General features: G+C 36.8%; 29 protein-coding genes. 20 read left to right on the top strand and 9 right to left on the bottom strand.

Features of this window, described 5'->3' with window-relative positions; translation table 11 throughout:
- Positions 1-36 precede the first annotated feature (36 nt).
- Complete coding sequence (locus tag ACSU6B_RS04100) at positions 37-1,266, bottom strand: MFS transporter (RefSeq protein WP_410882971.1); 1,230 nt, start codon at positions 1,264-1,266, stop codon at positions 37-39.
- 383 nt (positions 1,267-1,649) lie between these two features.
- On the opposite strand from ACSU6B_RS04100, the gene ACSU6B_RS04095 reads away from it, so the two are divergent.
- From ACSU6B_RS04095 to ACSU6B_RS04070, 6 genes are all read left to right on the top strand, one after another.
- Positions 1,650-1,850, top strand: coding sequence for a cold-shock protein (locus ACSU6B_RS04095; protein WP_066253749.1), 201 nt, complete (start codon positions 1,650-1,652; stop codon positions 1,848-1,850).
- A 179-nt stretch (positions 1,851-2,029) separates the two neighbouring features.
- The gene (locus tag ACSU6B_RS04090; protein ID WP_410882969.1) at positions 2,030-2,914 is read left to right on the top strand and encodes a hypothetical protein; all 885 of its coding nucleotides are present in this window, start codon (positions 2,030-2,032) and stop codon (positions 2,912-2,914) included.
- Between the two features lie 138 nt (positions 2,915-3,052).
- Positions 3,053-4,072 carry an MBL fold metallo-hydrolase gene (locus ACSU6B_RS04085; protein ID WP_410883322.1) on the top strand — a complete coding sequence of 340 codons (1,020 nt, stop codon included), beginning with the start codon at positions 3,053-3,055 and terminating at the stop codon, positions 4,070-4,072.
- A 371-nt stretch (positions 4,073-4,443) separates the two neighbouring features.
- Positions 4,444-5,922, top strand: a complete 1,479-nt coding sequence (locus ACSU6B_RS04080) for a SulP family inorganic anion transporter (protein WP_410882967.1) — start codon at positions 4,444-4,446, stop codon at positions 5,920-5,922.
- A 282-nt stretch (positions 5,923-6,204) separates the two neighbouring features.
- On the top strand, positions 6,205-7,563 hold the full coding sequence (locus ACSU6B_RS04075; protein ID WP_410882965.1) for an MATE family efflux transporter: 1,359 nt from the start codon (positions 6,205-6,207) through the stop codon (positions 7,561-7,563).
- 309 nt (positions 7,564-7,872) lie between these two features.
- Positions 7,873-8,241, top strand: coding sequence for a hypothetical protein (locus tag ACSU6B_RS04070; protein WP_410882963.1), 369 nt, complete (start codon positions 7,873-7,875; stop codon positions 8,239-8,241).
- Positions 8,242-8,285: 44 nt separating this feature from the next.
- On the opposite strand, the gene ACSU6B_RS04065 is transcribed toward ACSU6B_RS04070, so the two are convergent.
- Together ACSU6B_RS04065 and ACSU6B_RS04060 are read right to left on the bottom strand one after the other, a co-directional pair.
- The gene (locus ACSU6B_RS04065; protein WP_410882961.1) at positions 8,286-8,474 is read right to left on the bottom strand and encodes a hypothetical protein; all 189 of its coding nucleotides are present in this window, start codon (positions 8,472-8,474) and stop codon (positions 8,286-8,288) included.
- A gap of 134 nt (positions 8,475-8,608) precedes the next feature.
- Positions 8,609-8,806, bottom strand: a complete 198-nt coding sequence (locus ACSU6B_RS04060; RefSeq protein ID WP_066253763.1) for a hypothetical protein — start codon at positions 8,804-8,806, stop codon at positions 8,609-8,611.
- 197 nt (positions 8,807-9,003) lie between these two features.
- Here ACSU6B_RS04060 and ACSU6B_RS04055 point away from each other — a divergent pair, with 197 nt between their 5' ends.
- The 8 genes from ACSU6B_RS04055 to ACSU6B_RS04020 all read left to right on the top strand — a co-directional run bounded on the left by ACSU6B_RS04055 (position 9,004) and on the right by ACSU6B_RS04020 (position 16,660).
- On the top strand, positions 9,004-9,990 hold the full coding sequence (locus ACSU6B_RS04055; protein WP_410882959.1) for a LacI family DNA-binding transcriptional regulator: 987 nt from the start codon (positions 9,004-9,006) through the stop codon (positions 9,988-9,990).
- Positions 9,991-10,146: 156 nt separating this feature from the next.
- Positions 10,147-11,580, top strand: a complete 1,434-nt coding sequence (locus ACSU6B_RS04050; RefSeq protein WP_410882957.1) for a sucrose-specific PTS transporter subunit IIBC — start codon at positions 10,147-10,149, stop codon at positions 11,578-11,580.
- Between the two features lie 67 nt (positions 11,581-11,647).
- Entirely contained in the window at positions 11,648-13,129 is a 1,482-nt protein-coding gene (locus ACSU6B_RS04045) for a sucrose-6-phosphate hydrolase (protein ID WP_410882955.1), read from the top strand.
- A gap of 316 nt (positions 13,130-13,445) precedes the next feature.
- Entirely contained in the window at positions 13,446-14,168 is a 723-nt protein-coding gene (locus tag ACSU6B_RS04040; RefSeq protein WP_410882953.1) for a sigma-70 family RNA polymerase sigma factor, read from the top strand.
- A gap of 27 nt (positions 14,169-14,195) precedes the next feature.
- Positions 14,196-14,777 (top strand): ATP-dependent Clp endopeptidase proteolytic subunit ClpP, encoded by a 582-nt coding sequence (clpP, locus tag ACSU6B_RS04035; RefSeq protein ID WP_410882951.1) that lies wholly within the window; start codon positions 14,196-14,198, stop codon positions 14,775-14,777.
- Between the two features lie 189 nt (positions 14,778-14,966).
- Complete coding sequence (locus ACSU6B_RS04030) at positions 14,967-15,446, top strand: COG4315 family predicted lipoprotein (RefSeq protein ID WP_410882949.1); 480 nt, start codon at positions 14,967-14,969, stop codon at positions 15,444-15,446.
- A 346-nt stretch (positions 15,447-15,792) separates the two neighbouring features.
- Positions 15,793-16,248, top strand: a complete 456-nt coding sequence (locus ACSU6B_RS04025) for a GNAT family N-acetyltransferase (protein ID WP_410882947.1) — start codon at positions 15,793-15,795, stop codon at positions 16,246-16,248.
- Positions 16,249-16,270: 22 nt separating this feature from the next.
- Positions 16,271-16,660: a YybH family protein gene (locus tag ACSU6B_RS04020; protein ID WP_410883320.1), complete on the top strand. Its 390-nt coding sequence runs from the start codon at positions 16,271-16,273 to the stop codon at positions 16,658-16,660.
- Between the two features lie 173 nt (positions 16,661-16,833).
- Here the strand turns inward: ACSU6B_RS04020 and ACSU6B_RS04015 are convergent, their stop codons facing one another.
- Complete coding sequence (locus ACSU6B_RS04015; RefSeq protein ID WP_410882945.1) at positions 16,834-17,052, bottom strand: hypothetical protein; 219 nt, start codon at positions 17,050-17,052, stop codon at positions 16,834-16,836.
- 228 nt (positions 17,053-17,280) lie between these two features.
- On the opposite strand from ACSU6B_RS04015, the gene ACSU6B_RS04010 reads away from it, so the two are divergent.
- Positions 17,281-18,102 (top strand): GNAT family N-acetyltransferase, encoded by an 822-nt coding sequence (locus ACSU6B_RS04010; RefSeq protein WP_410882943.1) that lies wholly within the window; start codon positions 17,281-17,283, stop codon positions 18,100-18,102.
- A gap of 46 nt (positions 18,103-18,148) precedes the next feature.
- On the opposite strand, the gene ACSU6B_RS04005 is transcribed toward ACSU6B_RS04010, so the two are convergent.
- Both ACSU6B_RS04005 and ACSU6B_RS04000 read right to left on the bottom strand, forming a co-directional pair.
- Positions 18,149-18,370 (bottom strand): hypothetical protein, encoded by a 222-nt coding sequence (locus tag ACSU6B_RS04005; protein ID WP_088087032.1) that lies wholly within the window; start codon positions 18,368-18,370, stop codon positions 18,149-18,151.
- Positions 18,371-18,504: 134 nt separating this feature from the next.
- Positions 18,505-18,822 carry a hypothetical protein gene (locus ACSU6B_RS04000; protein WP_088087033.1) on the bottom strand — a complete coding sequence of 106 codons (318 nt, stop codon included), beginning with the start codon at positions 18,820-18,822 and terminating at the stop codon, positions 18,505-18,507.
- A 238-nt stretch (positions 18,823-19,060) separates the two neighbouring features.
- Here ACSU6B_RS04000 and ACSU6B_RS03995 point away from each other — a divergent pair, with 238 nt between their 5' ends.
- Both ACSU6B_RS03995 and ACSU6B_RS03990 read left to right on the top strand, forming a co-directional pair.
- A complete protein-coding gene (locus tag ACSU6B_RS03995; RefSeq protein WP_410882940.1) occupies positions 19,061-19,654 on the top strand; it encodes a DeoR family transcriptional regulator in 594 nt (197 codons plus the stop codon).
- A 58-nt stretch (positions 19,655-19,712) separates the two neighbouring features.
- Complete coding sequence (locus ACSU6B_RS03990) at positions 19,713-20,366, top strand: YcnI family copper-binding membrane protein (RefSeq protein ID WP_410883318.1); 654 nt, start codon at positions 19,713-19,715, stop codon at positions 20,364-20,366.
- A 134-nt stretch (positions 20,367-20,500) separates the two neighbouring features.
- On the opposite strand, the gene ACSU6B_RS03985 is transcribed toward ACSU6B_RS03990, so the two are convergent.
- The gene (locus tag ACSU6B_RS03985; protein ID WP_410882938.1) at positions 20,501-21,238 is read right to left on the bottom strand and encodes a metallophosphoesterase family protein; all 738 of its coding nucleotides are present in this window, start codon (positions 21,236-21,238) and stop codon (positions 20,501-20,503) included.
- Positions 21,239-21,310: 72 nt separating this feature from the next.
- A complete protein-coding gene (locus tag ACSU6B_RS03980; protein WP_410882936.1) occupies positions 21,311-22,408 on the bottom strand; it encodes an AbrB family transcriptional regulator in 1,098 nt (365 codons plus the stop codon).
- Between the two features lie 213 nt (positions 22,409-22,621).
- On the opposite strand from ACSU6B_RS03980, the gene ACSU6B_RS03975 reads away from it, so the two are divergent.
- Complete coding sequence (locus ACSU6B_RS03975) at positions 22,622-23,134, top strand: hypothetical protein (protein ID WP_410882934.1); 513 nt, start codon at positions 22,622-22,624, stop codon at positions 23,132-23,134.
- Positions 23,135-23,195: 61 nt separating this feature from the next.
- Here ACSU6B_RS03975 and ACSU6B_RS03970 read toward each other — a convergent pair whose 3' ends face one another.
- Positions 23,196-24,458 (bottom strand): MFS transporter, encoded by a 1,263-nt coding sequence (locus tag ACSU6B_RS03970; protein WP_410882932.1) that lies wholly within the window; start codon positions 24,456-24,458, stop codon positions 23,196-23,198.
- Positions 24,459-24,694: 236 nt separating this feature from the next.
- On the opposite strand from ACSU6B_RS03970, the gene ACSU6B_RS03965 reads away from it, so the two are divergent.
- Entirely contained in the window at positions 24,695-25,501 is an 807-nt protein-coding gene (locus ACSU6B_RS03965) for an HAD family hydrolase (RefSeq protein ID WP_410882930.1), read from the top strand.
- A 145-nt stretch (positions 25,502-25,646) separates the two neighbouring features.
- Positions 25,647-26,210: a DUF2062 domain-containing protein gene (locus tag ACSU6B_RS03960; protein WP_410882928.1), complete on the top strand. Its 564-nt coding sequence runs from the start codon at positions 25,647-25,649 to the stop codon at positions 26,208-26,210.
- Positions 26,211-26,306 lie beyond the last annotated feature (96 nt).

Genomic DNA, 26,306 nt, shown 5'->3' with positions numbered 1-26,306 from the left:
TAATCCTCTCCTTCTAAAAAATATGAAACTTTTAAACTAATAGTTCCAATTATCTGCTAGTTTTTTATTTTTCATAAATCTAACGTACATTAAGAAGAAGACGATTGCGCTGATGAATCTTAGGATGGATATGATGTTCATTGCTTTTTGTATGCCGGTTACTTCGAGAAGCCAAATGCCGATTTGCGGCGCGATGAAGGCAACAAAGGATAATAGGACATTATAGGTTGTGATGCAATACGTTCTTTTTTCCTTTGGAGATTGCTCCAACAACAGGTTGAACAATAGCAGCATGGTACCTGAAAGAAAGAACCCTGAAGTCATCGAGACAAAGGTTAAATAGATTAGATTAGTGGACAAAACGGTCAAAAACGGTGCAGTTGCCATTCCTGCAGCAACCCAAACGAGCATTAAGGTATTGGATTTTTGTTCCGCCCATCTTTTCCATAAGGGGAAGGTAAATATCTGCACTAATTGATTCGCTACTGAAAATATACTAATCCAAAGAATCGTTGCATGAGCATATTTCACATTATAAATATTAAATAATCCCCATGCCATTTGCCATGAGAAATTAAAACATAAGGCAGTGATTAGAAACCACTTGTATCCGTTATCCTTAAAAATCGACCAATCCATTGACGCATTCTTTTGCTCATGCTCCTTGTTCGACTTCGGTTGTACTGTTTCCTTGTGCCTCATTAAGAAAAATACTTCTAATAACCCAAATAGAAAGGCCATGAGAAATAAAAGCTGGTAGGCGACCGCATGGTTGGTTTGGTTTTTCATAACGATCCCAATGATCAAAGTTGTGATCATGCCTACAATGGTTAATAGTCGATTTCTATCACTGAAAAACGCTCCTCTTCGGTCTTCGTTAATCATTCCACTAATAAGCGTTTGCCAGCCGATATTTGATATCGTTCCGGGTACATTCATTAAAGCCACGATGATCAAAAACGCCCATGCTTGATAATCCGAACGAATAAAAAGGACTCCAGCTAAAAGAACAAATAAGATTCTTGCCCATAAAACGGACATGGCAACGGTCTTCTTTTGCTGTTCTAAACGATTCAACATGATAGCAGCTGGTATTGTCATAATTAGTGCAACTAATGGCGGAAGCGAGCTGATCAAACCGACTTGATAGTTGCTAGCGCCGAGAATGGAAATAGCGAAAATAGGAAAAAAATTACTGGCAAGGTTCACAGCTATGGTAGATACCATCCCATGATAGATACTAACTTTTTCGTTGTATGTGCGCATGTTCATCCACCATCTTCATCAAAATTCTATAGCTATTATACAACAAGAATACTTGATTTTTTCAAAATTATTTTAAAATAACTAACCATGGATCATTTATGAAAGTGTTTTGTGCTACCCTTAGAAATATTCCGTCTGGATTGTAGTATTACTGCCTTTTAATGATAAAAAGACAATAGTATTTCTACAATATTTTTACAAAAGAAATAATAAATTCCTCATATTTATTTGCATTATCCAGGACCATCTGTTATAGTTAAGGAGAATTATTTTTGTTAGTCGGTAAAGATGAAAAAAGGGAATACTGCTTTTTGTCTAAAAGATCGAACTGAGCAAGGATAGTAATTTTATGTGTGCAAAGCACACAGCAGGAGGAAACACAAATGGAACAAGGTAAAGTAAAATGGTTTAATGCAGAAAAAGGTTTTGGATTCATCGAGCGCGAAGCTGGAGACGACGTATTCGTACACTTCTCTGCTATCCAAGGCGAAGGTTTCAAATCTTTAGACGAAGGTCAAGCAGTGACTTTTGAAGTTGAACAAGGTCAACGTGGACCACAAGCAACTAACGTTCGTAAAGCATAATCTAAACCACATAAATGTGAATGAAAAGGCTCTCTTGTAGAGCCTTTTTTTAATTTCATACAATTTATAAGCAAATACATAAAAATACCGCGGGGAGAAGAGGAAAAACTCTTTCCCTTTTTTATTAGCAGAAGTTGAAATATAATGAAATCACATACATAGTGGAAGGAAGTGTTAGGATGATCATCCAGCGTCCTCAATTAGAGCAGTCCGAATTGACGAAGTATATTCCGCCCAAAGGTGAATATGAAACATTCCGTGATATGGACCATTACAAAGAGAAACTCAAGGAATGGGGTTTATCCTCAGCGAGAGAAGCAAAAAAAGAATTCTGGTACAAGGATCGAAACTATCAGCGGCAAGTAACTATTAAAGGGTATGAAACTTACGGGAGCGCATTGGATATTAATACGCTAGTGATTGAATTCCAAGACGGAAATCTCACCTGTATCCATCCAGCCTATTTAAAAGAAATGCAGCAATCAAGCTTTGGAAAAGAAAGCTTGTTAACTTTTGATAAAAAAGAAACGGTTGCACCTGAACTTGTGACTGTAGACGAAAGTGAACCAATAATTGCAGAGGCAATCACAGAACAAGCTGAAAAACCTGAAAAACCTGAAAAACCTGAAAAACCTGAAAAACCTGAAAAACCTGAAAAACCTGCCAAAAAAGAAGCAGCTAAGCCACCAAAAGCAAAGGAACCGAAACCCAAAAAGGAGAAGGCTCCAAAACTGGAACTTCCAGTAGACAAGGTCCATTTTACTGCCAATGTAAAACAGTTCGCGCTCGTTTACAATCCATTTAATGAGGAAAATGATGAAGTTGTTGTCTTAGAAAATGTTCAGATTGTCCACGAGGAAAATCCACTAGAAATCGGTCTAGCCTGGTGCAGCCACAGCAAGACACTCAAAAAGTTTGAATTGGCGATAGGGGATGCACTTGAATTCGATGGTAAAGTTGCTGCTAAGAAACTTGGAAAAGGAAAAGATGTAGACGAAGAATTCCTAGTAGATGTCCCGGTCTTGTATAAAATCAATAACCCATCAAAAATCGTTAAAAAATAGGACGCTCTCATAGAGGTCCTATTTTTGTCAGACAAACATGTCAAAGGGAGAGGCACTTGTATGATCGCACTGATTATTGTTTTAGGCTTAGTTGGACTTACTTATTTATTCTTGAGTTATTATCCTCCATTTGGGAAAATGGCGTCGAAGGAGAGGCTTAGCAAATATGAGCAATCCGAAAACTTCTCTCATAAAAGGAAATTCGTCAACCGCGTTCCAACAATAATGGAAAATAGCTTTAAAGAAACGGTTTCAATATTAATTGATTTCATCAAAGGTAATCCCAATGGAAGACCTAAGAATGCCATCCCAATAGAAAAATTGAAACTTTCGGATCACCCAAATGATACACAACCAAAAATCACCTGGTTTGGGCACTCGGCGCTACTTTTAGAATTGGATGAAAAAAGAATACTATTAGATCCGATGTTTGGCGGGGCACCTACACCATTTCCAATCTTCGGCATAAAGCGCTATAGCAAAGACATTCCATTTATCATAGAAGATCTTCCAACGATTGATATAGTCATCATCAGTCACGACCATTATGATCATTTGGATTATGGATCGATTAGAAAAATAAAGGAAAAGGTCAAACAATTTATTGTCCCTCTAGGTGTTGGAAGCCACTTAGAAAAATGGGGAGTTAATCCAGAAATCATAATAGAGCTAGATTGGTGGGATGAGCTTCATCATGAAGGACTTAAGATTGCTTCCACACCGGCAAGGCATTTTTCAGGCAGAAGCCTAACAGACCGTGATACGACATTATGGTGTTCATGGGTAATTAAGGGGGAGGATACTAATATTTTTTTTAGTGGGGACAGCGGGTATGGACCACATTTTAAAGAGATTGGTGCTAAATACGGTCCCTTTGATCTGACACTAATGGAATGCGGTCAATACGACAGACGTTGGGCGGCAATTCATATGACGCCAGAAGAAACCGTCCAAGCACATCTCGATGTGAAGGGGAAAATAATGATACCAATTCATTGGGGAGCCTTTACACTAGCTTTACATGACTGGACGGATCCAATTGAAAGAGTAACAAAAGCTGCCCAAAAAGAAAGACTACTTGCCATTTCAACACCCAGAATCGGTGAAACGGTTTATATTGATTCGGAAGATTACCCTCGTAAAGTTTGGTGGAAATAGAGTTACAAAAGCTAAAGATTGATGTCCGCTATTTAAGTGGAGTCAATCTTTTTTTATTCGATCATTTATTACACTTAATTGATAAGAATCCTTTTTATTTAATACATTTTTGCTTCCAACAACTTTTCTCTATATTTTTGGAGATAAGTCGAAATCCAAAGTAAAATGGCGCAAAACAAAGCAAATATAGAATGTGTCCGATTACATTGAGTTTCACAAATTTGTCACAATCCTTTATACTTTGTTCTGTTAATAACGGACCCGACTTTCATGAGAGTTGAAAGTCATTAATAAAAGCAGATGTACCTACACGTGCTAAGGCTGTATTATTTTCATGAAAAATATATATAAACTAAGGGAGAGATGCAATTTTGGATTTAAATAAAATTAAATATGCGTGGTTTGGAAATACAAAGGGCGATATATTAGCAGGTATTGTGGTAGCACTTGCATTAGTTCCAGAGGCTATTTCTTTTTCCATTATTGCCGGTGTTGACCCAATGGTCGGATTGTATGCTTCTTTTTGTATTGCCATGACAATCGCGTTTGTTGGTGGAAGGCCGGGGATGATTTCTGCAGCTACGGGTGCCACTGCCTTACTGATGGTGACGTTGGTTAAAGACCACGGATTGCAATATTTACTGGCGGCAACGATTCTAACGGGTGTTTTACAAATCATTATGGGATCTTTAAAGTTAGGGCGATTGATGAAATTTGTTCCCAGGTCCGTAATGACCGGGTTTGTTAATGCACTAGCGATCCTTATTTTTGCCGCTCAATTACCGCATTTCGTCGGGGAGTCATGGCAAATGTATGCCATGGTCGCACTTGCGCTCGCGATCATTTATATCTTACCTCGTTTTACGAAGGCAGTCCCTTCAGCGTTGGTCGCGATTATTGTAGTAACAACGGTTGCTATTTTTACGGGCAGTGATGTTCGGACCGTTGGAGATATGGGAGAATTAACATCCAAATTACCTGTCTTTTTGATTCCGGACATTCCATTCACCTTTGACACACTACAGATTATTTTTCCCTATTCATTATCCATCGCGATTGTAGGGTTAGTTGAATCACTTCTTACAGCAACGATTGTCGATGATCTGACTGATACAGAGAGTGACAAGAACAGGGAAGCCGTTGGACAAGGTATTGCGAACATTGTTTCAGCATTCTTTGGAGGAATGGCTGGATGTGCAATGATTGGTCAGTCTGGTATTAATATCAAATCTGGAGGCAGGGGCAGATTATCCACTTTTGTCGCAGGGGCGTTTTTATTAATCTTGATTGTTTCGTTAAGAGGATTCCTCGTGCAAATTCCAATGGCCGCACTTGTTGGTGTGATGATTATGGTTTCGATTGGAACGTTTGATTGGTCTTGCCTAAAGTCATTCAAAAAGGTACCAATTACCGATACCATTGTGATGATTGTGACCGTTGTTACAGTAATACAGACTCATGACTTGTCTAAAGGGGTTTTAGCGGGAATCATCTTAAGTGCGATATTCTTTGCTTCAAAAATTTCACAAGTGAAAGTATCAAGTCTTTCAGCTAAAGGCTCAAATAAAAAAATATATCATGTTTCAGGGCAACTTTTCTTTGCTTCAGTAACTGACTTTGTAAACAGTTTTGATTATAAAGAAAACGTTAGTGAAATTGACCTAGACCTATCCAATGCCCACCTTTGGGATGATTCTGCGATTGGTGCGATTGATAAAGTAGTCATCAAGTACCATCAAAATGGAGTTAAAGTAAACTTAATAGGATTAAACTCTGAAAGCAATAAACTGATTGACAAACTTGCCGTTCACAACAAACCGGGTGGACTGGGAAAAGCAGTTGGCCACTAAATAAATGAACGCTGGATCAATTGAAATCCAGCGTTTTTTTGCATATTATTTTAGGGAAAAACTCCTCCAAAGACTGTTTCAAGGTGGAGATCAAAGAGTTTAGTAAAACTCGCAAGGACACCCAAACTACACACGAAAACTGCTGCACAAATTCAGGAGAACAGAAATTATCTTGCTGCTAAGGAAAACTCTTCTATAGTTCTCCAATTTAATTGAGGAATAATACTCCAATATAGAGTATAATGAAGTTTCGGATTTTTATTTCTCAAGGAGAACCTGTATATGAATCAAACCTATACGTTAAAGGAAAAGACAAAGCAAATTTTTATTTTGTTGATTCCTATCTTAATCACACAGCTTGGCATGTTTTCGATGGTGTTTTTTAATACGATTATGTCAGGGAAGTACCATTCCACCGATTTAGCCGGAGTAGCGATAGGTACCTCGATTTGGAGTCCGATTTTTACGGGGATCAGCGGAATTCTTCTTGCGGTTTCACCCATTGCCGCACAACGCTTTGGTGAAAAGAAGAGCAATGAAGTAGCATCAGTGGTGAAGCATGGAATGTATCTTTCCATTTTAATTGCATTAGTGGTCATCATCCTGGGGTTCTTTTTGTTAAACCCGATCCTAGATTTAATGAAACTTGATTCCGGTGTGCATAACACTGCCTTTCATTATCTAGTCGGACTCAGCTATGGAATTCTTCCGCTATTTATTTTTAATGTACTTCGATCATTTATTTATGCACTTGGCAAAACAAGGGTCATTATGATTATCATGTTATTGTCGTTACCAGCCAATTTCTTTTTAAACTATGTGCTTATCTTTGGAAACTTAGGTTTCCCAGAGCTTGGTGGTGCAGGGGCAGGGTATGCAACATCGATTACGTATTGGGGGATTATGGGGATGACAGTGTTTATTGTTAAAACCCAAGAACCTTTCTCTACGTTCTCCGTTTTCGCTGATTTAAAGGAATTTTCTTGGGATAAATGTAAAGAGATATTAAAGATCGGCGTGCCGATGGGACTCTCTACATTCTTTGAAACTAGTATGTTTGCGGTGGTTACCATCCTACTAAGTAAATTTAATGTCACTACCATTGCTGCCTATCAATCTGCCTTAAATATCGTCTCTTTTCTATACATGATTCCGATTAGTATTTCGACGGCACAAACAGTCCTAGTCGGGTATGAAGTTGGGGCCCGTCGTTATAAAGATGCGAAACAATACAGCTGGTTAGGAGTTTATCTTGCCATCTTGATTGCCGTTGTGACTGGAGTATTAGTAGTGATTTTTCGCTATCAAGTTGCCGGTTTATATTCGAATGAAACAGCCGTCATTAATTTAACCGCTAATTTCTTAATCTTTGCGCTGTTTTTCCAAATTTGTGATGCCATCCAGGCAACTGCCCAAGCAGCCTTAAGAGGATATAAGGACGTCAACCTTGCCTTTATCATGACACTCATAGCCTATTGGCTTATCTGTCTTCCATCAGGATACCTACTCGCACATTATACGAGTTTAGGAGCAAGAGGCTACTGGATCGGACTAACCATCGGCTTGCTCGCAGCCGGAATAGCCCTATCCATCAGACTCATCTACATACAAAAGCAGAAATTCGTCAGTAGAGCGGTATAATGGTCTCATATATTGGAGTCATTATTTGGTGTCAGGCACCACGAAAAGACAGTATTTGGATTTTGTCCGTATGAAATGGACACTTTGATATTGTTGGAAACAAAAAGGGTTACGTAGATTAGCTACGTGCTCTTTTTTGTTCATTTTCACATTTTTGGGTCACGTAGAGCACGTCTACGTGCCTGTAATTGTATAATTGCACCGATTAGAGTCACGTAGAAAATTTAATAATTAATTGGCTTACTGAATCTTCCAATGGTAAAATATAGATGATGGTATGTTTCAAATCTGCAGGTGAGGTGACCCTTTATGGGAAGGGAAGTACACTTTAAAGAGGAAGAATTCGTACTGAAGTTAACTGGACTTTTAAGCATTTTTGCATTAAAGTGGCAGTTGAAAATTCCTTACAAATCTATAAAAAGTGTTTATATTGATGATTTTGATCCTCCAATGTGGATGCTCCGCATGCCAGGAACCGCCATTGCACCACTCAACATTTACGAAGGCAGCTTTAAGTTTGGTAATGAATGGTACTTCCTTTCATGTGAACATAAGGTACCACTTATCCATTTTGAATTAGAAGATTTCGGAAAGTATAAATATGTCATTTTTGAAATTGAAAACCCACGAACTGTAATGATTGAATTAAGAAAGAAATTAAGACATTTGGAAGAGTGAATAATGCGCATGAAAAAGGAAAAAATGTAATGATGATTGCGTCATTACATTTTTTTTCTTTTTACTTTACGTTTTTTAACTAATCTTCTAACAATAATAATACCGCCAATTAGAGCAAATAAATTTAATGGATCCCCAAGGTTAATATTCAAAGTGAAATTATTAGTTACCCTGACATCATTTTTATTGTTATTCGAACCTGGTTGATTATTAAATTCCTTAAATTCTTTCAAAAAAAATCACCCCTCTAATAAATATAGTATAATTATATTCACAAAAAATTCCAACTATAAAAGGCTAGGTGTGTTTACACTAATAATCTAAAAAATAAATGACGCCATTCTATTAAGAATGGCGTCTGAAAAGATTAATATAATTTTTTTAAGTTAAATAGTTTAGAGAATAAAGTTTGATTTTTATCAGTTACCTTTAATTCTTCCATGATTAATTTTTCTTGATTGGTTGTAATCCAATTCTGTAATTCTTGTTTATCTTTACAAAGCGTATAATATGTTTCCCCACCTTTACCAAGTGCGTTGACAACATATCTACAAGTGTTCGCCATAATGTCCACCTTTAAAAATAAATTATTGTTTTATATATGGATTATATCAGGCTTGAAAAAATAGTCCATCATTATTTTTCAGCAAAAATCAGCAAATAAGGCCGGTTACATCGAATGTTATCTCTAATTTCGATTATTGAGTGGAAGTTGTGTATAATACATTCATAATAGTGATTGGTGTAAATGGAGTGGAAGATATGATTACAATAGCGGATATAGCAAAACTGTCGGGTGTTGCAAAGAGTACGGTTTCTCGGTACTTAAACGGGGGATCTGTGGGTGAAAAAACGAGTAAAAAAATTGAAAGTGTCATTAAAGAAACGGGATATACACCTAATAAATTTGCCCAAAGCCTAAAAGCCAAGAAAACAAATATTATTGGCACGATTGTCCCAAGATTAGATTCATTCGCCACATCACAGACACTGATTGGGATGGATGACCAGCTAAGGGAACAAGGATATCAATTAGTAATATCCAACTCTAGTCAGGATCTAGATCGAGAAATTGAAAACATATATAGTTTGGCCAAACAAAAGGTAGCAGGAATAATTCTTCTTGCAACCGAAATCACTGAAAGGCATATTGAAGCCTTTGACAATATTCAGGTTCCCATCATATTAGTGGGGCAGGAGCATACTGATTTTCATAGCGTTATCCACGATGATTATCAAGCTGCATACGAGTTAGGCCAATATATTCTGGAAAAAGGACATAGAAGAATTGCCTACTTAGGTGTTTCAGAAAGGGATATAGCAGTAGGTGTCAAACGAAAAGCTGGGTTCATGAAGGCAGTTTCAGAACAACCTGGGTGTGAAGTTCAGTATTTTGAAACAAGCTTTAAAATTGAAGATGCAATCAAAAATGTCCCCAATATTATTAAAAGCTTCCATCCTACTATTATTGCTTGTGCAACCGATAATATCGCTTTAGGTGCTTTAAAAGCAGCAAATATGGAGGGGCTAACGGTGCCTGACCAGCTTTCCATCACTGGATTTGGCGGCTATGATATCACGAAAATCACATTTCCAGGCATTACAACAGCAAAGTTTTTCTATAAAGAGGCAGGACATGTAGCCGCAATGAATATCGTTAAATTGGTTAATGAGGAACAAATAGAAAAAACAACACTTTCAAAATTTAAAATAATGGAGCAAGAAAGCGTTGACAAGGTAAACTATTAATCTTATAATCTAGATGAAACCGGTTCCACTTTAATACATTTATTTTTGGAACCGGTTCCTACAAGAGCATCTTGGAACTCGTTCCTTTAATTGATTTTTTTTGAATAGTTTCGGAACCGGTTCCACAAAATAACTGATAGGATAGGGTGATTTTTGATGAATTATAAAAAGATTGCTGTAGAGATACTTGATGCAATTGGTGGTAAGGAAAATGTATCGGCAGCAGCACACTGTGCAACAAGATTAAGAATGGTTTTAAACGAAGATGAAAACATTGATAAAGCTAAATTAGAAGAAATGGATGTAGTTAAAGGTACTTTTTCTACGGGTGGTCAATTCCAAATTATCTTGGGGTCAGGAACAGTAAATGAAGTATACAAGGAACTCGCTAAATTAACAGGATTATCTGAAATGTCTACTAAGGAAGTTTCCAAAGCAGGATCAAAGAAGTTAAATCCTATTCAACAATTTGTCAAAATGCTATCGGATATCTTTGTTCCGATTATTCCAGCCATCGTTGCTGGCGGATTATTAATGGGCATCAATAATCTCTTAACTGCTAAGGATTTCTTTATTGCAGGAAAATCATTAATCGAAGCTTATCCAAATATCGCAGATTTGGCGGGACTTATAAATACATTTGCTAATGCAGCCTTTGTATTTTTGCCAATATTAATTGGCTTCTCCGCAACACAGCGGTTTGGTGGTAATCCATATCTTGGTGCTGCACTTGGAATGCTCATGGTCCATCCCGACTTATTAAATGGTTACGGGTATGCTGATGCGGTAGCTAAAGGCGAAGTTCCAATTTGGAAGATTTTTAACTTTGAAATCGAAAAGGTAGGTTATCAGGGCTCTGTGCTTCCTGTCCTAGTTTCATCATTTGTTTTAGCAAAAATTGAAACATTTTTACGAAGGAGAGTCCCTTCATTCCTTGATAACTTAGTTACACCATTATTATCTATTTTTATCACAGGAATTCTTACGTTCACATTAATCGGACCGATCACTCGTGGAGCGGGTAATCTGTTGACAGACGGTTTAGTTTGGTTATATGACACAACTGGCTTTATCGGCGGGATATTATTTGGTCTTGTTTATGCTCCAATCGTCATCACTGGTATGCATCACAGCTTTATCGCCATTGAAACGCAGCTTTTAGCTGATATTGCAAAAACTGGCGGGTCATTCATTTTTCCAATCGCTTCCATGTCTAACGTGGGTCAAGGTGCGGCAACGCTGGCAGTCCTTGCACTGACTAAGGATGCGAAAGTAAAAGGAGTAGCTTCTGCTGCAGGTATTTCAGCACTTCTTGGTATTACCGAACCAGCCATGTTCGGGGTTAACCTTAAGTTAAAATATCCGTTTATAGGTGCAATCGTTGGTTCTGCCGTAGGTTCCGGCTTTGTTACTTTGTTTAAAGTGAAAGCTATTGCCATGGGGGCTGCTGGTTTACCTGGAATCATTTCTATTAAACCAGGAACAATTACTTTTTATATTATCGGCATGGCACTTTCTTTTGCTGTGGCTTTCCTTGTTACTATTATTCTCGGGAAACGCGATGCGAAAAAGCAAGTAGCAGCCAACTAGAGATTTATAAAATCGGAAAGGGAATCATTAATGATTCTCTTCCATTTATTTAAGGAGTAGAAACATTATGGAGTGGACTAAAGAGAAAAGATACCGCCGAATGGAAGATGAAAGCCCTGAAGCAATGCAGGAATTAATGAAAACAGTAAATGCTTGCCCTTGGAGGCAATCGTTTCATATACAGCCTAATACAGGTTTACTAAATGATCCAAATGGCTTTGCTTTTTATAATGGTTACTATCATTTATTTTATCAATGGTTTCCTTTAGGACCTGTCCATGGGTTGAAATATTGGTACCATGTGAAATCAATGGATCTAGTGCATTGGGAAGACGAAGGAATAGGCATTGCACCGGGGGATTTTTTAGATAGCCATGGAGCATATTCAGGCAGTGCAATTGAACAGGATGGAAATTTATATTTGATGTATACAGGGAATACACGCGATGAAAATTGGCAAAGGTATCCATATCAATGTTTGGCTGTTATGAATGAACAAGGAGATATTGAAAAAGAGAACCTGCCAGTAATCTCAACTGTACCAAGTGGTTATACTGACCATTTTCGTGATCCGAAGGTGTGGAAGTCTGAGGATGGCCAATATTATACGGTTATTGGTGCACAACGTGATAATTTAACCGGTGCAGCTGTCCTTTATCGTTCGTCCAATTTAAAACAATGGAACTTTGAAGGAGAATTAGAAACGGAGTTAAAGGATTTTGGGTACATGTGGGAATGCCCAGATTATTTTGAACTCGCCAATCAAGGCATTTTTCTATTTTCTCCTCAAGGGCTCGAACCTCATGGCGATGATTTCCGCAACATTTATCAATCAGGGTATATTCTGGGAAAGAAGCTAAAACTGCCGAATAGAAATTTTGTCCACGGTGATTTTCGTGAGCTTGACCGCGGCTTTGATTTTTATGCCCCCCAAACGACACTTGGACCGGATGGGAGAAGAATTCTTATTGGCTGGATGGGGTTACCGGAAATAGAATATCCAACGGATCCTAACGGCTGGGCTCATTGTTTAACAATTCCTCGCGAACTAAAGGTGAAAAATGATAAATTAATCCAAAAGCCAATAGAAGAAATGAAACTGCTTCGTAAAGTTGAACAAAAAATTACGGCCTTTATTGAGAATGATGTGAAAAGCTTCCCAAGTATGAATGGTACAACATTTGAAATGTATTGTGAAATGTCCGATATTTTTGCACAAGAATGTGGAATCGAGTTTCGGGCGAATGATACGAAAAAAACCGTAATTAAATATCATCTTGCCGAACAAAAGGTGATTTTGGATCGCAGTTATTCTGGTGAAGAGGTTGGGACTGCTTATGGGACAACAAGAGCATGTTACCTTAATAGCAATAAGATTTCGATTCATATGTTCGTAGATACCTCTTCTGTTGAGATATTTATCAATGATGGGGAAGAAGTCTTTACAGCACGGATTTTCCCAGAGTCAGATTGCGACCAAATTAGATTCTTTGCGTCACAAGGCAGTGCTATGTTCAATATAAAGAAATGGGATTTTAAGAAGAAGTAGGTGTGAATTATTTCTTACATTGTTTATAGAAATAAACTAAAGCTGTTGGGGTTAATCGACAGCTTTTTGTTAACAATTTAATTAGATTAGAATTATGTATTTAAGCTTCATTTATATTCGGAAAATTCAATTAATAAATCAGGCCTAATCATAAAAGGGGCATTTTTAAAGTTATTCTTTTGATTTCTAAAATGGTCAAGTTTATATTAAATTCCAACAACATAAAGTAACTTTAACAAAAGAAAATTTATTGCCCCCGTATCTTTTCATCCCTCTCGAAACGTTTAAAGGTAGAGAGTGCAAAAGGAGTGAAATCATGTCACAGAAAATTAGAGAGGCCAACTTAATAAGATCACAGAACGAGGATACGTTCGAAAATGAATTTTGGATCGAAAATTATCCAAAACTTCGAAGATATTGTCACTTTCTTGCCCGTAATGGATGGGATGGAGACGAAATCGCACAGGAAACCTTTATTAAGGCCTTAAAATATGGCAATCACTCGCAAAAGCTTACCACTGCATTGCTAAATAAGATTGCCTATAATCATTGGATTGATATGCTTCGAAAAAGAAAAAATGAAACGGTTGAGGCGGATCTCGATTTTTCCACTCGTTCTTTAACAAATCAACTTGATAACACAAGGGAATCGGTTGATATACTCCTGAAGAACTTCACTCCCAACCAAGCGATTATCTTTTTGTTAAAAGAGGGATTTCAATATCAGCTGAAGGAAATCGCCTCGATGTTAGATTTTACAGAAATGGCTGTGAAGTCTAATCTTCATCGTGCGAAAAAGCGTCTTGATAAAGCAATCGATGAAGGGCAAGTTCAGTCAGTTGACTTGTTTTGGGAGGAGGAAGAACGGGAGCAACTTTCGGACCTATTTTATGAGGCATTAAAAAATCAAGATCCAACCATCCTCATTCAAGCGCTTCCTTCACGAACAGGTATTAGTAAAGTTCCTAAGCACGTGACAGGTAAATTACGGTCCAAACCAAATTACACTCCTTCAAACACTCTCTGTATGGCTGCATAGCCAAATTGCTTTCAAGGAGGGATTGGGATGAGTACCATTCCATATGTAATCGAACAATCTAATCGTGGAGAACGTTCTTATGATATCTATTCACGACTTTTAAAGGACAGAATTATTATCATTGGGGATGAAATAAACGAACATACGGCCAATAGTGTTGTTGCCCAATTATTATTTTTAGCTGCAGATGCGCAGGATAAAGAAATTTCGCTCTATATCAACAGCCCAGGAGGTTTGACTTCAGCTGGTTTTGCCATTTTTGACACGATGCAATACATTAAGCCAGATGTCAGGACAATCTGCACAGGGATGGCCGCATCATTTGGGGCGATGTTACTGCTTGCTGGAAAAAAGGGAAAACGGTACGCACTGCCAAATAGTGAAATTATGATTCATCAGCCGTTAGGTGGAGCAAAAGGGCAGGCAACGGAAATCGAGATTTCTGCACGAAGAATCTTAAAGCTAAGGGAGCATATCAATAAAATTATTTCAGAACGGACCGGCCAACCGCTTGAAAAGGTAGCAAAGGATACGGATCGAGATTACTTTATGAGTGCCGAAGAAGCGAAAGAGTATGGGATAATCGATGAGATTCTCTATCCAAAATAAGTTTTAATGGAATAGAAAGAGAAAAATAGAGTATAAAAAAAATATATTTAAAGTTCCCTCCATTGGGAGCTTTTTTATGTTGGGATTCTTAAAAATTGAGAAGAACTAAAAACTTTTATTTTTACATCAAACCGTTTTAAAGCGTTGTCCGTTTCCTTTAATGTAAACACTATTAAAGGAGGAACTTAAATGAAAAAATATGCTTATCTCATCTCCGTTTTCTTATTTATCTTTTTGTTAGCTGCATGCAGTAATGGTACCAAGGAAGTTACGAAAGAGAATAAACCAAAAAGTGAATCCGCAACTACTGACAAAGAGAGTAAAAATGATCGTTTACAATTATTAGAGAATGATAAGATAGGAAAATACTTAGCTGATTCAAAAGGAATGGCGTTATACTATTTCGCTAAGGATCAGCCGGGTGTAACCAATTGTAGTGGAGAATGCTTAGTGAATTGGCCGGCGTTCCCTGCACAAGATTTCGAAGTTCCAGACGGGTTTAATAAAAGTGACTTTGGTACAATCAAGAGGGCAGATAATGGAACCGAACAAGTAACATACAAAGGATATCCACTTTATTATTTCATTAAAGATAAATCAAAGGGTGATGTAACAGGACAGGCAGTAGGAGATGTATGGTTTATTATTAATGCGGATACCTCTTTCTAATTACATTATTTAATTGTACAATGAATGGAACTAGAACATTCAGATGAAGCAAATAGAGAGTAATAGACCGACTGTCGATGCAGCCGGTCTATTTAGTTTATCTATAAAATTTTTATTGCATATCTGCCAATACTTTTTCCAGTTGTACGAAAGACATTTAACCGAAACTCAAGGAGGTTTTTGTCCATCGGAACCATGCCGAAGGACAATTTACCGATTATCAAATGAGTTTTGTCAAGAAAGTTGCCGATGGCCGCTTTTTTTATTAGAAAAGGAATTATTACTGGCACTAATCCTGCTAATAGTTTAATATATTTTCCAATATAGAGACTGAGGGGAATTTTCTATGGATATAAAAATAGATAATTTAACGGGAGAAAAAGTGGCTGAATTAGTGGGGGAGCATCTTCATGGTATGACACTGAATTCCCCGCCGGAAAGTATCCACGCATTAAATCTTGAACAATTGCGAAAACCAGAGATTACATTCTGGAGTGCATGGGAAGGAAGTGAATTACTTGGGTGCGGCGCTTTGAAGGAACTTGATGGTCAACATGGAGAGATCAAATCCATGCGAACCTCTTCCTCACATCTAAGAAAAGGTGTAGCTAAACGGATGCTAAAACACATTATTGAAGAAGCCAAACAGCGCGGATACCGCAGACTAAGTTTGGAAACAGGATCAATGGATGCTTTTGAACCAGCAAGAAGACTATATGCAAGTTTCGGGTTCCAGTTTTGTATGCCTTTTGCGGATTACATGGGCGACCCAAATAGTGTATTTATGACAATGGAATTATAATTAAGTTAGGGAGGGATAGATGATGGAACACGAATTAAAAGAGGTCATCAAAAAGTGTGATATGGCAATTAAACAGGAAGATTTTGACACGCTGATGAATTACTATACCGATGATGCCATTCTTGTTGTAAGGCCTGGAATGATTGCACGCGGAAAAGAGGAAATCAAAAAAGCATTTATTGCGATTGCAAATTATTTCAATAACAGTGTTGTACCAACACAGGGTGAAATGATTATACTAGAAGCTGGAGACACGGCATTAGTCATTTCCCAGACACTACTCGCTGCCGATAAAAAGGATTCGGAATATTCTATGGATAGAAAGGCGACCTATGTATTTAAGAAAAATTTACAAGGTGATTGGCTTTGTGCAATCGATAACTCATATGGGACCGAATTGATCAATAATTAGACATCCGAGGACAAATAAAAAGAGTTGGTTACCTCTCATACTTGGAGGTGAATAATTCACACAGTCAGAAAATAAAAAAATAGCTGTGAATATATTTCAAGGTTGTGAAAACAGAAATAAAAAAAACGCACATATTAGAGATGAAAATCTAACATGTACGTTCTTTTTCTTTTTTACCGCTTTTTCTTTTTTGAATTATCTACAACAATTTTATTTTTATTAACGACCACTATGGTAACTTGAACATGAATATTGAGATCATCAATATTCTTAACACTTTCAACTTTTGCCTTTCGACCTTTAATTTTTAACTCTTCACCTTCGGTTGGAACACGATTAAGCAGCTGAGTTAATAAAACGTTATTTTTTTCAATAAAATGAACAGCAAACATTTTGGTCTCACCTATTTCTTATGATATATGATACATAAAAAATGCTCATATAAAATATATGAGTTAAATTTAGACCAAATTACTAATACAAAAAAAAATTGAAAAATGCTGTTTACCTCAATTTTTAGCTGGGGGTAATAATCGTAACTTTTCAAAAGAGAAAAACTGTGTTGAATTAATATTGGATATCTTTGTTAAAAAATGAAATACGTTCGGGGGACGACATAGGTGATTTTAAATAATGAAGAATTAGCAAGGGAAATAGAGGATATAAAAATTCAAGGGACCATGGAGTACATTATTAATCGAAAGAAAATGTCACCATCTTATAATGGAGATTATTTGTCATTAGATGGAAAGGGAACTGTGTTTCAAATGGATAATTATTGTTTTGGTGTAGGCCTTGGCTTAAATGGAGCTGTTTTATCCAGTGATATTGAGAGGGTAGAAAACTTCATTCGGGAAAAAGATAATTGTTCAAATATACATTTTGAGTTAACTCCCTTTTCTGATCAAACATTACTAAAAATACTCCAAGAATCAGGATACACTCTAGAACAATTCCTAGCTGTTTGGGTACTTAAATTAGAGGAGTGGAATCCAAACAAAGGAAACCTAAGAAATGACGAGGTTTCAATAGTAAAAGTGGGTGCTGAAGAATCATATGAATGGGCACGAACCGTTGCCCTTGGTTTTTCAAGCGACCAGAACACAACGGAGGATTCAATCGAATCCGTAAGAGGTTTTTTAAATTTATCTCATTCAGCTGCTTTTTTATTAAAAGAAAAGGAAGAAAGTGTGGCAGGGGCATTCGTGGCAATATCTGACCAGCTCGGTGAAATGTTCTTAACTAGTACGATTCAAACACACAGAGGAAGAGGCTATCAAAATTTACTAATTGAAGAAAGAACTAATTATGCAAAGTCTAAAGGATGTACCCATTTGACTGTGACGACAAAACCGAATAACACATCCGCCAGGAATATGGAAAGAAACGGTTTTAAATTAGCTTATAACAAGGTAATTATGAAGAGTTCACTATGTAAGTAATCTTGTATAGAGAGGAAAAATATTCCTTCTAAGGCTTGCAGCTTGTTTATTTGACTAATATCCTTTCATTAATTATCCGTACAAAACGAACTAAATAGGAATTTATTATATAATTCCCTTGATCATTTTTCACGATAAAGTATTTGTTACGCTCCATCATTTCAACTACTTCTTGTTCAACATCTTCTTTATTAACATCTAATTCTTTAATCATTTTTTCGGTTATGATCTCATGATCAAACGTATAGCAAACTGTAAATTCCTTCAATCTAATTTTCCTTTCTGTAATTAATTGTGGTTTTGAATAGAAATCACTTCATTTTTGCAACTGTACTCTGTAAACAAGAAATCTGCCCCTCGAATGAAGTGGGCAGAAGCCACTCAAGAGGGACCTTATAATATTTATTTCTTCTCCACTTTGACTAAACCTTTTCCTAAATTATTCTTATCAAAATAGCATATGACCACATCATGAACGCGTATTTTATCACCCGAAAGGATGTTCTTTGAAGAAAAGATGATATCTGTTCCGTCATCACTTTTTCCGTAGTATTGCTTCCCTTTAATTTTACTAATCTTGTATTCTACAGTGGTGTACTCAGAGGAACCATTGTTTTTAGTTATAGTATTGTTAACAGGAGCAGAAGTATGATCTTTTACTAATACTAATGCTATTAAAATTGATGAGAGCACCAAAAGGATGATCACTCTTTTAATCATTGTACTCTACCTCCTTCTATGTATTTTAAGAGAAATGATAGGAATGTAAATCCTCCTATCTTCCTTATGTCTTTATACCTATTTCTTAATTCAACCACCTGTTAAGTTTTGTGAGAAAATGTGATTTCGTTGATAAAAATTCACAAGTTATTCACATTTATACCTTGTTAATATTTTAAAGGTATTCTAATCTTATTATATAAAAGCAATTTCAACAAATCTTGAAGGAGGTGCACAATTGTTACCTATTGAACGTCGACAGCACCTATTAACATGGTTAAATAATGAAGGAACCCTATCGATTACAGAAATTAGCAATCGTTTACAAGTTTCCGAAATGACCGTTTATCGAGATATTAAGCCATTAATAGAAGACAAAAAGGTCATTAAAACTTCAGGTGGAATCTGCTTAACACAAGAAACTAACACATCTTCAAGCGCATGTACATATTGCTTGAAGGAATCAAATAATCGCCACCCAGTTCAAATTATAACCCATGAGTTAAGGGTAGAGCACCTTTGCTGTCCTCATTGTGGCTTATTACGATATAACGACATAGAAAAAGATGTTTCTCAAATCATTTGTCGCGATTTCCTTCAGGATACGACTGTTAGTGCAAAAATGGCGTATTTCTTACTTGACGCAGATTTTAATTTGAATTGCTGCCAGCCACAAGTATTAGCTTTTGATTCATTAAAACATGCCGATCAATTTCAAAAAGGCTTTGGTGGAATTGTTCTCCGATTTGGAGAAGCCATCTTAGAAATACAAAAAAGAATGAATGGTCAAAGTGGATGTAGATGCAATAAAAAAGAGAGATTGTTGGAATGAAAGTAAGAAGGAAGCTTTTACTTTTGCAGTAATGAATAACCATTGAGGAGCAAAAATGATGAAACGTACATTGAAAAAGATTTCTAAAGTGTTTTTACCAACAATATTAGGTTTATTATTATTCTCAAGTGTGGCAAGTGCCCATGTGACAGTAGTACCGAAAACGTCGACAACAGGTGCATGGGAAACATATACAGTTAAAGTTCCCGTTGAAAAGGATATAGCCACGACAAAATTCACGTTAAAAGCACCAGCTGGAGTTGAAATTAAGTCTTATCAGCCAGTCCCTGGATGGAAATATTCCGATGAAAAAGATGCCAAAGGTATAGTAAAATCATTTACTTTCGAAGCAACAGGTGACGGGATTTTACCTGGTCAATTCCAGCAATTTACGTTTGTTGGAAAAAACCCTGAAACGGCAACTAAAGCAGCTTGGGATGCTTTTCAATATTATAAAGATGGCAGCATAGTAGAATGGACAGGGGAAGAAGGAGCAGATAGTCCTCATTCCATAACTGACATTGTTGCAGGCGCATCAACGGATGACCACAACGACAATGCTAAAATGGAAGAAACGAAAAAAGAAGAAACAAAAACAGTTGAAGCTAAAAAAACAGACTCTGATAACACTAATTCACTTCCGACCATCTTATCGGTTGTTGCAGCCTTGTTATCATTAGTGGCTCTTGTATTTGCCATTCGTAAAAAGTAATACCTATTAAAAAAATGACGATAAGCTTGGAATGATCAAGCTCATCGTCATTTTTTATGGAAATTATAATCGAGGGCTATTATTTACGTATAAAAAAGTCTGCCCGGGGTTAAACTTAGATGCGGTAAATAGAATTACATAAATTTCAAATGTTGATCGCCATAAAATATCTTTAAAATATAATCCGCATCAGGTACATTCAATCTGTTAAAACCGATCAGAAATTCTTTATTGTCATACGGCACTTCCCTAAAAGTAATAGAAATATCTCCCAGTTCACCAATCGTCACAACAGCGTAAGAGGCCAATGGCTTATAATGACAGCCCAAAGAGCTTGGGTTGAGATAGAGTCGCTCCATGGATTTAAAGTGATGGATTACGTGATGATGGCCAAAACAAACAATATCCGCATTAGATGTCTGATAAAGGGCGTCAAGTTTCTCCTCGGTTGGCTCTTTATCCACTGAGATAAATTTATTTAGTTCACTCAAATGGTAGTGAACAAAAAACAATCTTTTACCATTGTAAATCGATTCTAACGTGACAGGAATCTCGGTTAAAAACGGAATAAACTTATGGTCTAGATGGGCTGCAATCCATTGATGATGTACCTTTTCACTACCCCTGCTATAAGGCTCTCTACCTGCAATAATATCCAAAATAGCTTCATCGTGGTTTCCCATCACATACGAAATATCAGAACGTGAACTTAGGAGCTCAAGAACCTCATTCGTTTCATACCCAATCCCGATCAAATCTCCCAAACAATAGATATGCTCAGTCTTTTCGTCCTTGCCAATCTCATTCAAAACTGCCATTAATGCCGAATAATTACCATGAATATCCGTTATGATTGCTATTTTCTTCTCCATTTTCTAATCTCCGTTTTTCCGATAGTTTACACATCTGCAAGTAATAAAATACAAATATTTGGACCATAGGACCTAAGGGGTCTTTGCTGTTTTCCTCATCCCGACTTTAAAAATCCATCTTAGAAGCGGTGGAACGGCAAAGTAAATAAAAAAGAGTCGAAAAAGTTGATAGCCGGTCACCATCGATAAATCGGCATGGACCTCATGAGCGAGAATTCCCATTTGATCCATTCCTCCAGGAGCCAAAGCTAAAAAACTGGTTGAATGGTTGATAGGGTAGTAAGCAACGAGTAATAAACTTAGCCCGATGGAGACCAAAATCATTACCATCCCACTAAGGAGCGCAAGTGTAATAATTTTTGTTTTGTGCTCCAGTTTCTCAGGCTTTAATAGCAAACCAATGTACCCGCCAATCATAAATTGGGAGGCATCAAGAATCGAAGCTGGTACCGCGGGCCCATGTAAGCCTGATAAATTGATGACTGCTGTTCCTAAAATTGGACCTAACATATAGGGGGTAGGAAATTTTAATTTTCGAGCAAGCAATGCACAAACAACACAAATAATAGCAAACCAAATGATGGTTGGAAAAAGTGGGATAGGGGAGACAGTTCCATTATTAACAAAGTCCAAAGCTTTGTTTGTCGTATTTTTAAAAAGAGGTCCCAAAATAAGAAACGGAACAAAGAAAATAATCATAATCAATCTAGCTACCTGTAGAAAGGTTACCGTAGTAATGTTAATTCCTTTCAATTCTTCGGCGAAAATAATCATTTGTGATAGCCCGCCCGGAATACTTCCAATCAACACGGTTGGATAATCGACACCAGTTAACTTAGAAACAACAAAAGCAATTCCAGCACAAATACAAACAAGTAATACTGTCATAAGCAACATGGAAGGAAGTTTAGCCATTATTTCCAAAAGTGCTTCTTTTGTGAACGAGAGGCCAACCGAATATCCGACAATCACTAAACCTATGTCGCGAATGGTACTAGGCCAGTAAAACTGAACTTTTCTAAACCTTGAGCCAATTAAAACAGCTGTCATAGGTCCAAGCAGCCATGGAATAGGTGTATGTAGTGCAGCGAACGTAATTCCTCCTATTAAAGCGATTAACAATGAGACACAAAATCGAATCCTTTTGTCGCCATTTGCAAATTTGATCAAGCAAAACCCTTCTATCTCTATAAATTAGTAGAATATTAACAACCTTGAAGCAAGGAAACACGATATTTATGTAATTCCGCGCTTAAACTATTTTATCATGGTGTGGAAATTTAATCTAAACTGGTGCATTTGAGTGAAGTAATTTTGGGAAGAATTACGCATAATAATCGGGAAAGTTTACATGGAAAATATAGCTGAAAAGGAGAGTAATATATGAAAGCACCATTTATTTTAGGACTGGGTATTACCTTCTTCTTATTAGTCCCACTTGGCATGTATACAAATATCTTCCCATTCTGCGCGATTGGCTTAACCGGTGCAGGTTTATCATTTATATTATTTAGTTTAAAAGTAAACAATGTCTGGAAGGGATTCACCAGGGTGCAAGAATTACCTTATATCGGCTCATCGGTCATGTGGATCTATCGCTTAGGGATTCTGGGACTTGGAGCTCTGGCCTTGTTCAGCGCTTCTGCGTATTGGGCAGATTCACCGGCTTACATAAAAAAGAATTACACAATATTAGAAGGGATTCCTTCAAAAATTGTTTATGAGAAACCTTCTAAGGGTGAAATCCAAGGAACTATTACTGTAATAATCCATAACAAACGTTTAAATATATCCCCAAATCCACAATATCCAATCGAAAAAAATGTGGAAGGACGCCGTTTTCTGATTAACTACCTGCCAAACACAGAGTGGGTCATGGATTACAAAATCGAATAATAACAGAAAAAAAACTAGGAAGCTTCATATGAGTTCCCTAGTTTTTGTTTCATTAAGAAAATTAATTTACCTGACTTTGCAAAATTTCTTGTCGTTTCTCCACGATAATCAATCCACCCAATAACCCTAGTAAGGAGAAAATGACAGGAATAATAAAACCATATTGGTATCCTATACTACTTGCAGATGCGTGGAAATGGTCTAACACTTTCCCAAAAATACTTGGCAAAAGAACAGCACTTAAAAAACCGCCCATATTGGCAAAGCCAGAAACAACCCCGACTTCCTTGATATCGAAGGATTTTCTAACAATCGCAAAGGTTAAAGCACTCGCTCCATTTCCGTATCCTATAAGAAAGAAAATAATCGTAAGCATTAAGACTGGCGGCTTTCCATTCATGAAAAGGAATGACGCCCAGCATAAAAACACAATGCAGTGAACAATTACATACGGACGTTTAATCGAGTCTAAGCGGCTGGAAATCCAGCTAGTTAATGGAGCACCAATAATTGCCCCGAAAAGACCTACCATAATCAGTTGACTCGCATCTGAACGAGACAATCCATATACATGCATCCCATAGGGGACAGCCCACGACCCAATAAATCCTACATACGTTCCAACAGTACCAAAGTGACAGAAGAACGTGGCCCATGCTTGGCGGGTGGAAAAAATACGACGTAACAAGATCAGCGTTTTTTCACGAGGCTTTTTCTGTTTTTTAGGTATGGTATCGTTCCATTCAAAAGTCTTTGGTTTTTTTACTAGGACATAGTAGAGAAGTACTCCACAGAGAACTACCATAATTCCCGATGTAAAAAAGGGGGCGCGCCAGCCTGATAGAGTAATCCATGCTGAAAAGGGGACGGTCGCTAGCAAAAAGCCTAAACTCCCTGCCATTCCAGCTATGCCCAGTAATCCAACAAACTCCCTCACTTTAAACCATTGACTTAGGATTAACACTAAATTAACCCAAATAGCTGAATCACCCGTACCTACCAATAATCTAGCAAAAAGAAGCACTATTTCATTCGTGGCTAGACTATAAATTAATGTACCTATTCCAGTAAGAAGCGCCCCAATCACTAGAAAAAAGTTGGGGCCAAATCGATCAGATAAGATCCCAATAGGAATTTGCAGACCAGCATAGGCAAAAAATTGAATACTTGTCAGTAACCCAATCGTAGAAGCTGTAATGTTGAAATCCTTCATCAATTGATCGGATATTAACCCTGGAGCTGTTCGTTGACTAACAATTAATAAATACGTTAATAAAATTGATACTAAAACGACCCATCTATACTTGCTATTTTGTTTTTCCAATATTCTCTTCTCCTGTTTGTTATAATTTCCTTATTATACTATATAAAACTTAATTAGGGTCTATCGAGACACTGGCTTTTGTTCGTGTCACTATTATATTGAAAAGTTTATTTCCGATTTTAAATTGTCCGCTAATACTAATGCACTAACTTTTAATGGGAAAGGCTCATTTTATCATGAAAATGATGTTATCTCATATAATTAAGTTACACCACTATTTAAGGGGGGATTGGTTCATGAATCAACAAACCTTAATATTGGATTTAGATGACACCTTGATTCACTGTAATAAATACTTTGTAGAATCTAGAAACAGATTTGCAAATGTGATGAAGAAATGGTTTAAATCCGTACAAAAGCAGGAAATTCTCCAAAAACAATCTGAAATTGATATAAAATCTGTTGAAATTGATGGCTTGCATTCTTCCTTATATACGCAATCCCTAGTGACAACCTATCGGTATTTTTGCGAAAAAACGGGGAGAAAAATGAAAGCGTCTGAACTAAATCAAGTAGAAAAAATTGGTCAAAGTGTTTTTCAAAGAAAGGTAAAACCTTTTCCTTATATGTATGAAATCTTGGATACCTTACAAGCAGAGCGGCATCAATTATATTTATTTACTGGAGGAGATGAAGAGAATCAAAATAGAAAAATTTCCCAATTACGCTTATCGGATTACTTTCAAGAAAGAATCTTTATCTTTGAACATAAAAATACAGAAGCATTGCAACAGGTTTTAAACAAAATAAACGCTGATAAAAAGAATACTTGGCTGATCGGCAATTCACTCAAAACAGACATCAAGCCGGCGATTGAGCTTGGTCTAAATGCCATTCATATCCCAGCGGAGATAGAGTGGAGCTATAATATCGTGGATATTGAAATTCAACCAAGCGGTACCTATGCCGAATTAAAATCACTTGTTCAATTGCCAGAGTATATAAGAGAACAGGCAGATTCTCGTGGCGAAACTAGAAGGGATTCTGTCAAAGAATTCCGATCTCAAGAATGGGTTCATTTAAATAAAGAGGTTCAAGCGTAAATTAGTCCAATCCCAATAGATAAAGCAGAGCAGTTTCCATCATGGGGACTGCTTTATATTTCCTTAATTAATTGATTTGTTAGAATAGTAGTTATGGCTCATTTAGAGTATAATAAACTTATCATCGTAATAAGGAGATACCTACATGAGCATAAAACCAAAAAAGTATAATTTATTGCAGCGATTTGGACGTGCTTTTAAGTTTAATATAACTAAACTTCTTCGATCTCCTGGTGGAGCGAGAAAAGTATCCTTAGGATTTGCGCTGGGCCTTGGTTTGGAAATGTTGGTTCTTTCAACAGGTTCGCTTATTTATATATTATTTGTACCGATCGTCCGTTTAGCGAAAGGTTCATTACCTGCATCCATTATTGGTAATGTCATCGGTAAACTAACCCTTCTTCCAGTTATTCTGTTACCTTTTGCAAAAAAAATTGGGAAATTGATTTTTCCGATGAAAGTAAATTTAGGCCACAAGTCATCATTTTCTTTTCAAAAGTTAATCCACGGTGATCTTCATAGTCTAATTAGTATCCTTCATGGAGGCTTCCATACTTTAATAGGTATGACCATTTTTGGGATGATCCTAAGCTTTAGTTCTTACTTTATTGTTTATCATTTTTATGAAAAAGAAAAAACGAAAAGGCTTAAAAGAAGACGCAATAAACGAGAGACACCTCTCAATTCAATCAAGCAGAATTATGTTTAATTGTTTCGAAAAAGAAAACGCCGCCACTTAACATCGGAACTAGTGGAAGGTGTTTTCTTTTTTTACTTTGATTAATCTTTTCTGATATATGTACAT

It is taken from the genome of Neobacillus sp. C211, from assembly GCF_051842875.1.
In the GTDB taxonomy this organism is placed as follows: Bacteria; Bacillota; Bacilli; order Bacillales; family Cytobacillaceae; genus Neobacillus.
Note: the sequence above shows the minus strand (reverse complement) of the source record. Positions and strands in the feature narration are given on the sequence as shown.

Coding starts and splice junctions, on each gene's coding strand:
- ACSU6B_RS04055 (WP_410882959.1), top strand. CDS start 9,004: ATGATTACAATAGCGGATATAGCAAAACTGTCGGGTGTTGCAAAGAGT.
- ACSU6B_RS03975 (WP_410882934.1), top strand. CDS start 22,622: ATGAAAGCACCATTTATTTTAGGACTGGGTATTACCTTCTTCTTATTA.
- ACSU6B_RS04100 (WP_410882971.1), bottom strand. CDS start 1,266: ATGCGCACATACAACGAAAAAGTTAGTATCTATCATGGGATGGTATCT.
- ACSU6B_RS03965 (WP_410882930.1), top strand. CDS start 24,695: ATGAATCAACAAACCTTAATATTGGATTTAGATGACACCTTGATTCAC.
- ACSU6B_RS04075 (WP_410882965.1), top strand. CDS start 6,205: ATGAATCAAACCTATACGTTAAAGGAAAAGACAAAGCAAATTTTTATT.
- ACSU6B_RS04045 (WP_410882955.1), top strand. CDS start 11,648: ATGGAGTGGACTAAAGAGAAAAGATACCGCCGAATGGAAGATGAAAGC.
- ACSU6B_RS04070 (WP_410882963.1), top strand. CDS start 7,873: ATGGGAAGGGAAGTACACTTTAAAGAGGAAGAATTCGTACTGAAGTTA.
- ACSU6B_RS03960 (WP_410882928.1), top strand. CDS start 25,647: ATGAGCATAAAACCAAAAAAGTATAATTTATTGCAGCGATTTGGACGT.
- ACSU6B_RS04030 (WP_410882949.1), top strand. CDS start 14,967: ATGAAAAAATATGCTTATCTCATCTCCGTTTTCTTATTTATCTTTTTG.
- clpP (WP_410882951.1), top strand. CDS start 14,196: ATGAGTACCATTCCATATGTAATCGAACAATCTAATCGTGGAGAACGT.
- ACSU6B_RS03990 (WP_410883318.1), top strand. CDS start 19,713: ATGAAACGTACATTGAAAAAGATTTCTAAAGTGTTTTTACCAACAATA.
- ACSU6B_RS04085 (WP_410883322.1), top strand. CDS start 3,053: ATGGCGTCGAAGGAGAGGCTTAGCAAATATGAGCAATCCGAAAACTTC.
- ACSU6B_RS04040 (WP_410882953.1), top strand. CDS start 13,446: ATGTCACAGAAAATTAGAGAGGCCAACTTAATAAGATCACAGAACGAG.
- ACSU6B_RS04025 (WP_410882947.1), top strand. CDS start 15,793: ATGGATATAAAAATAGATAATTTAACGGGAGAAAAAGTGGCTGAATTA.
- ACSU6B_RS04000 (WP_088087033.1), bottom strand. CDS start 18,822: ATGATTAAAAGAGTGATCATCCTTTTGGTGCTCTCATCAATTTTAATA.
- ACSU6B_RS03985 (WP_410882938.1), bottom strand. CDS start 21,238: ATGGAGAAGAAAATAGCAATCATAACGGATATTCATGGTAATTATTCG.
- ACSU6B_RS04090 (WP_410882969.1), top strand. CDS start 2,030: ATGATCATCCAGCGTCCTCAATTAGAGCAGTCCGAATTGACGAAGTAT.
- ACSU6B_RS04050 (WP_410882957.1), top strand. CDS start 10,147: ATGAATTATAAAAAGATTGCTGTAGAGATACTTGATGCAATTGGTGGT.
- ACSU6B_RS04020 (WP_410883320.1), top strand. CDS start 16,271: ATGGAACACGAATTAAAAGAGGTCATCAAAAAGTGTGATATGGCAATT.
- ACSU6B_RS04095 (WP_066253749.1), top strand. CDS start 1,650: ATGGAACAAGGTAAAGTAAAATGGTTTAATGCAGAAAAAGGTTTTGGA.
- ACSU6B_RS04015 (WP_410882945.1), bottom strand. CDS start 17,052: ATGTTTGCTGTTCATTTTATTGAAAAAAATAACGTTTTATTAACTCAG.
- ACSU6B_RS04060 (WP_066253763.1), bottom strand. CDS start 8,806: ATGGCGAACACTTGTAGATATGTTGTCAACGCACTTGGTAAAGGTGGG.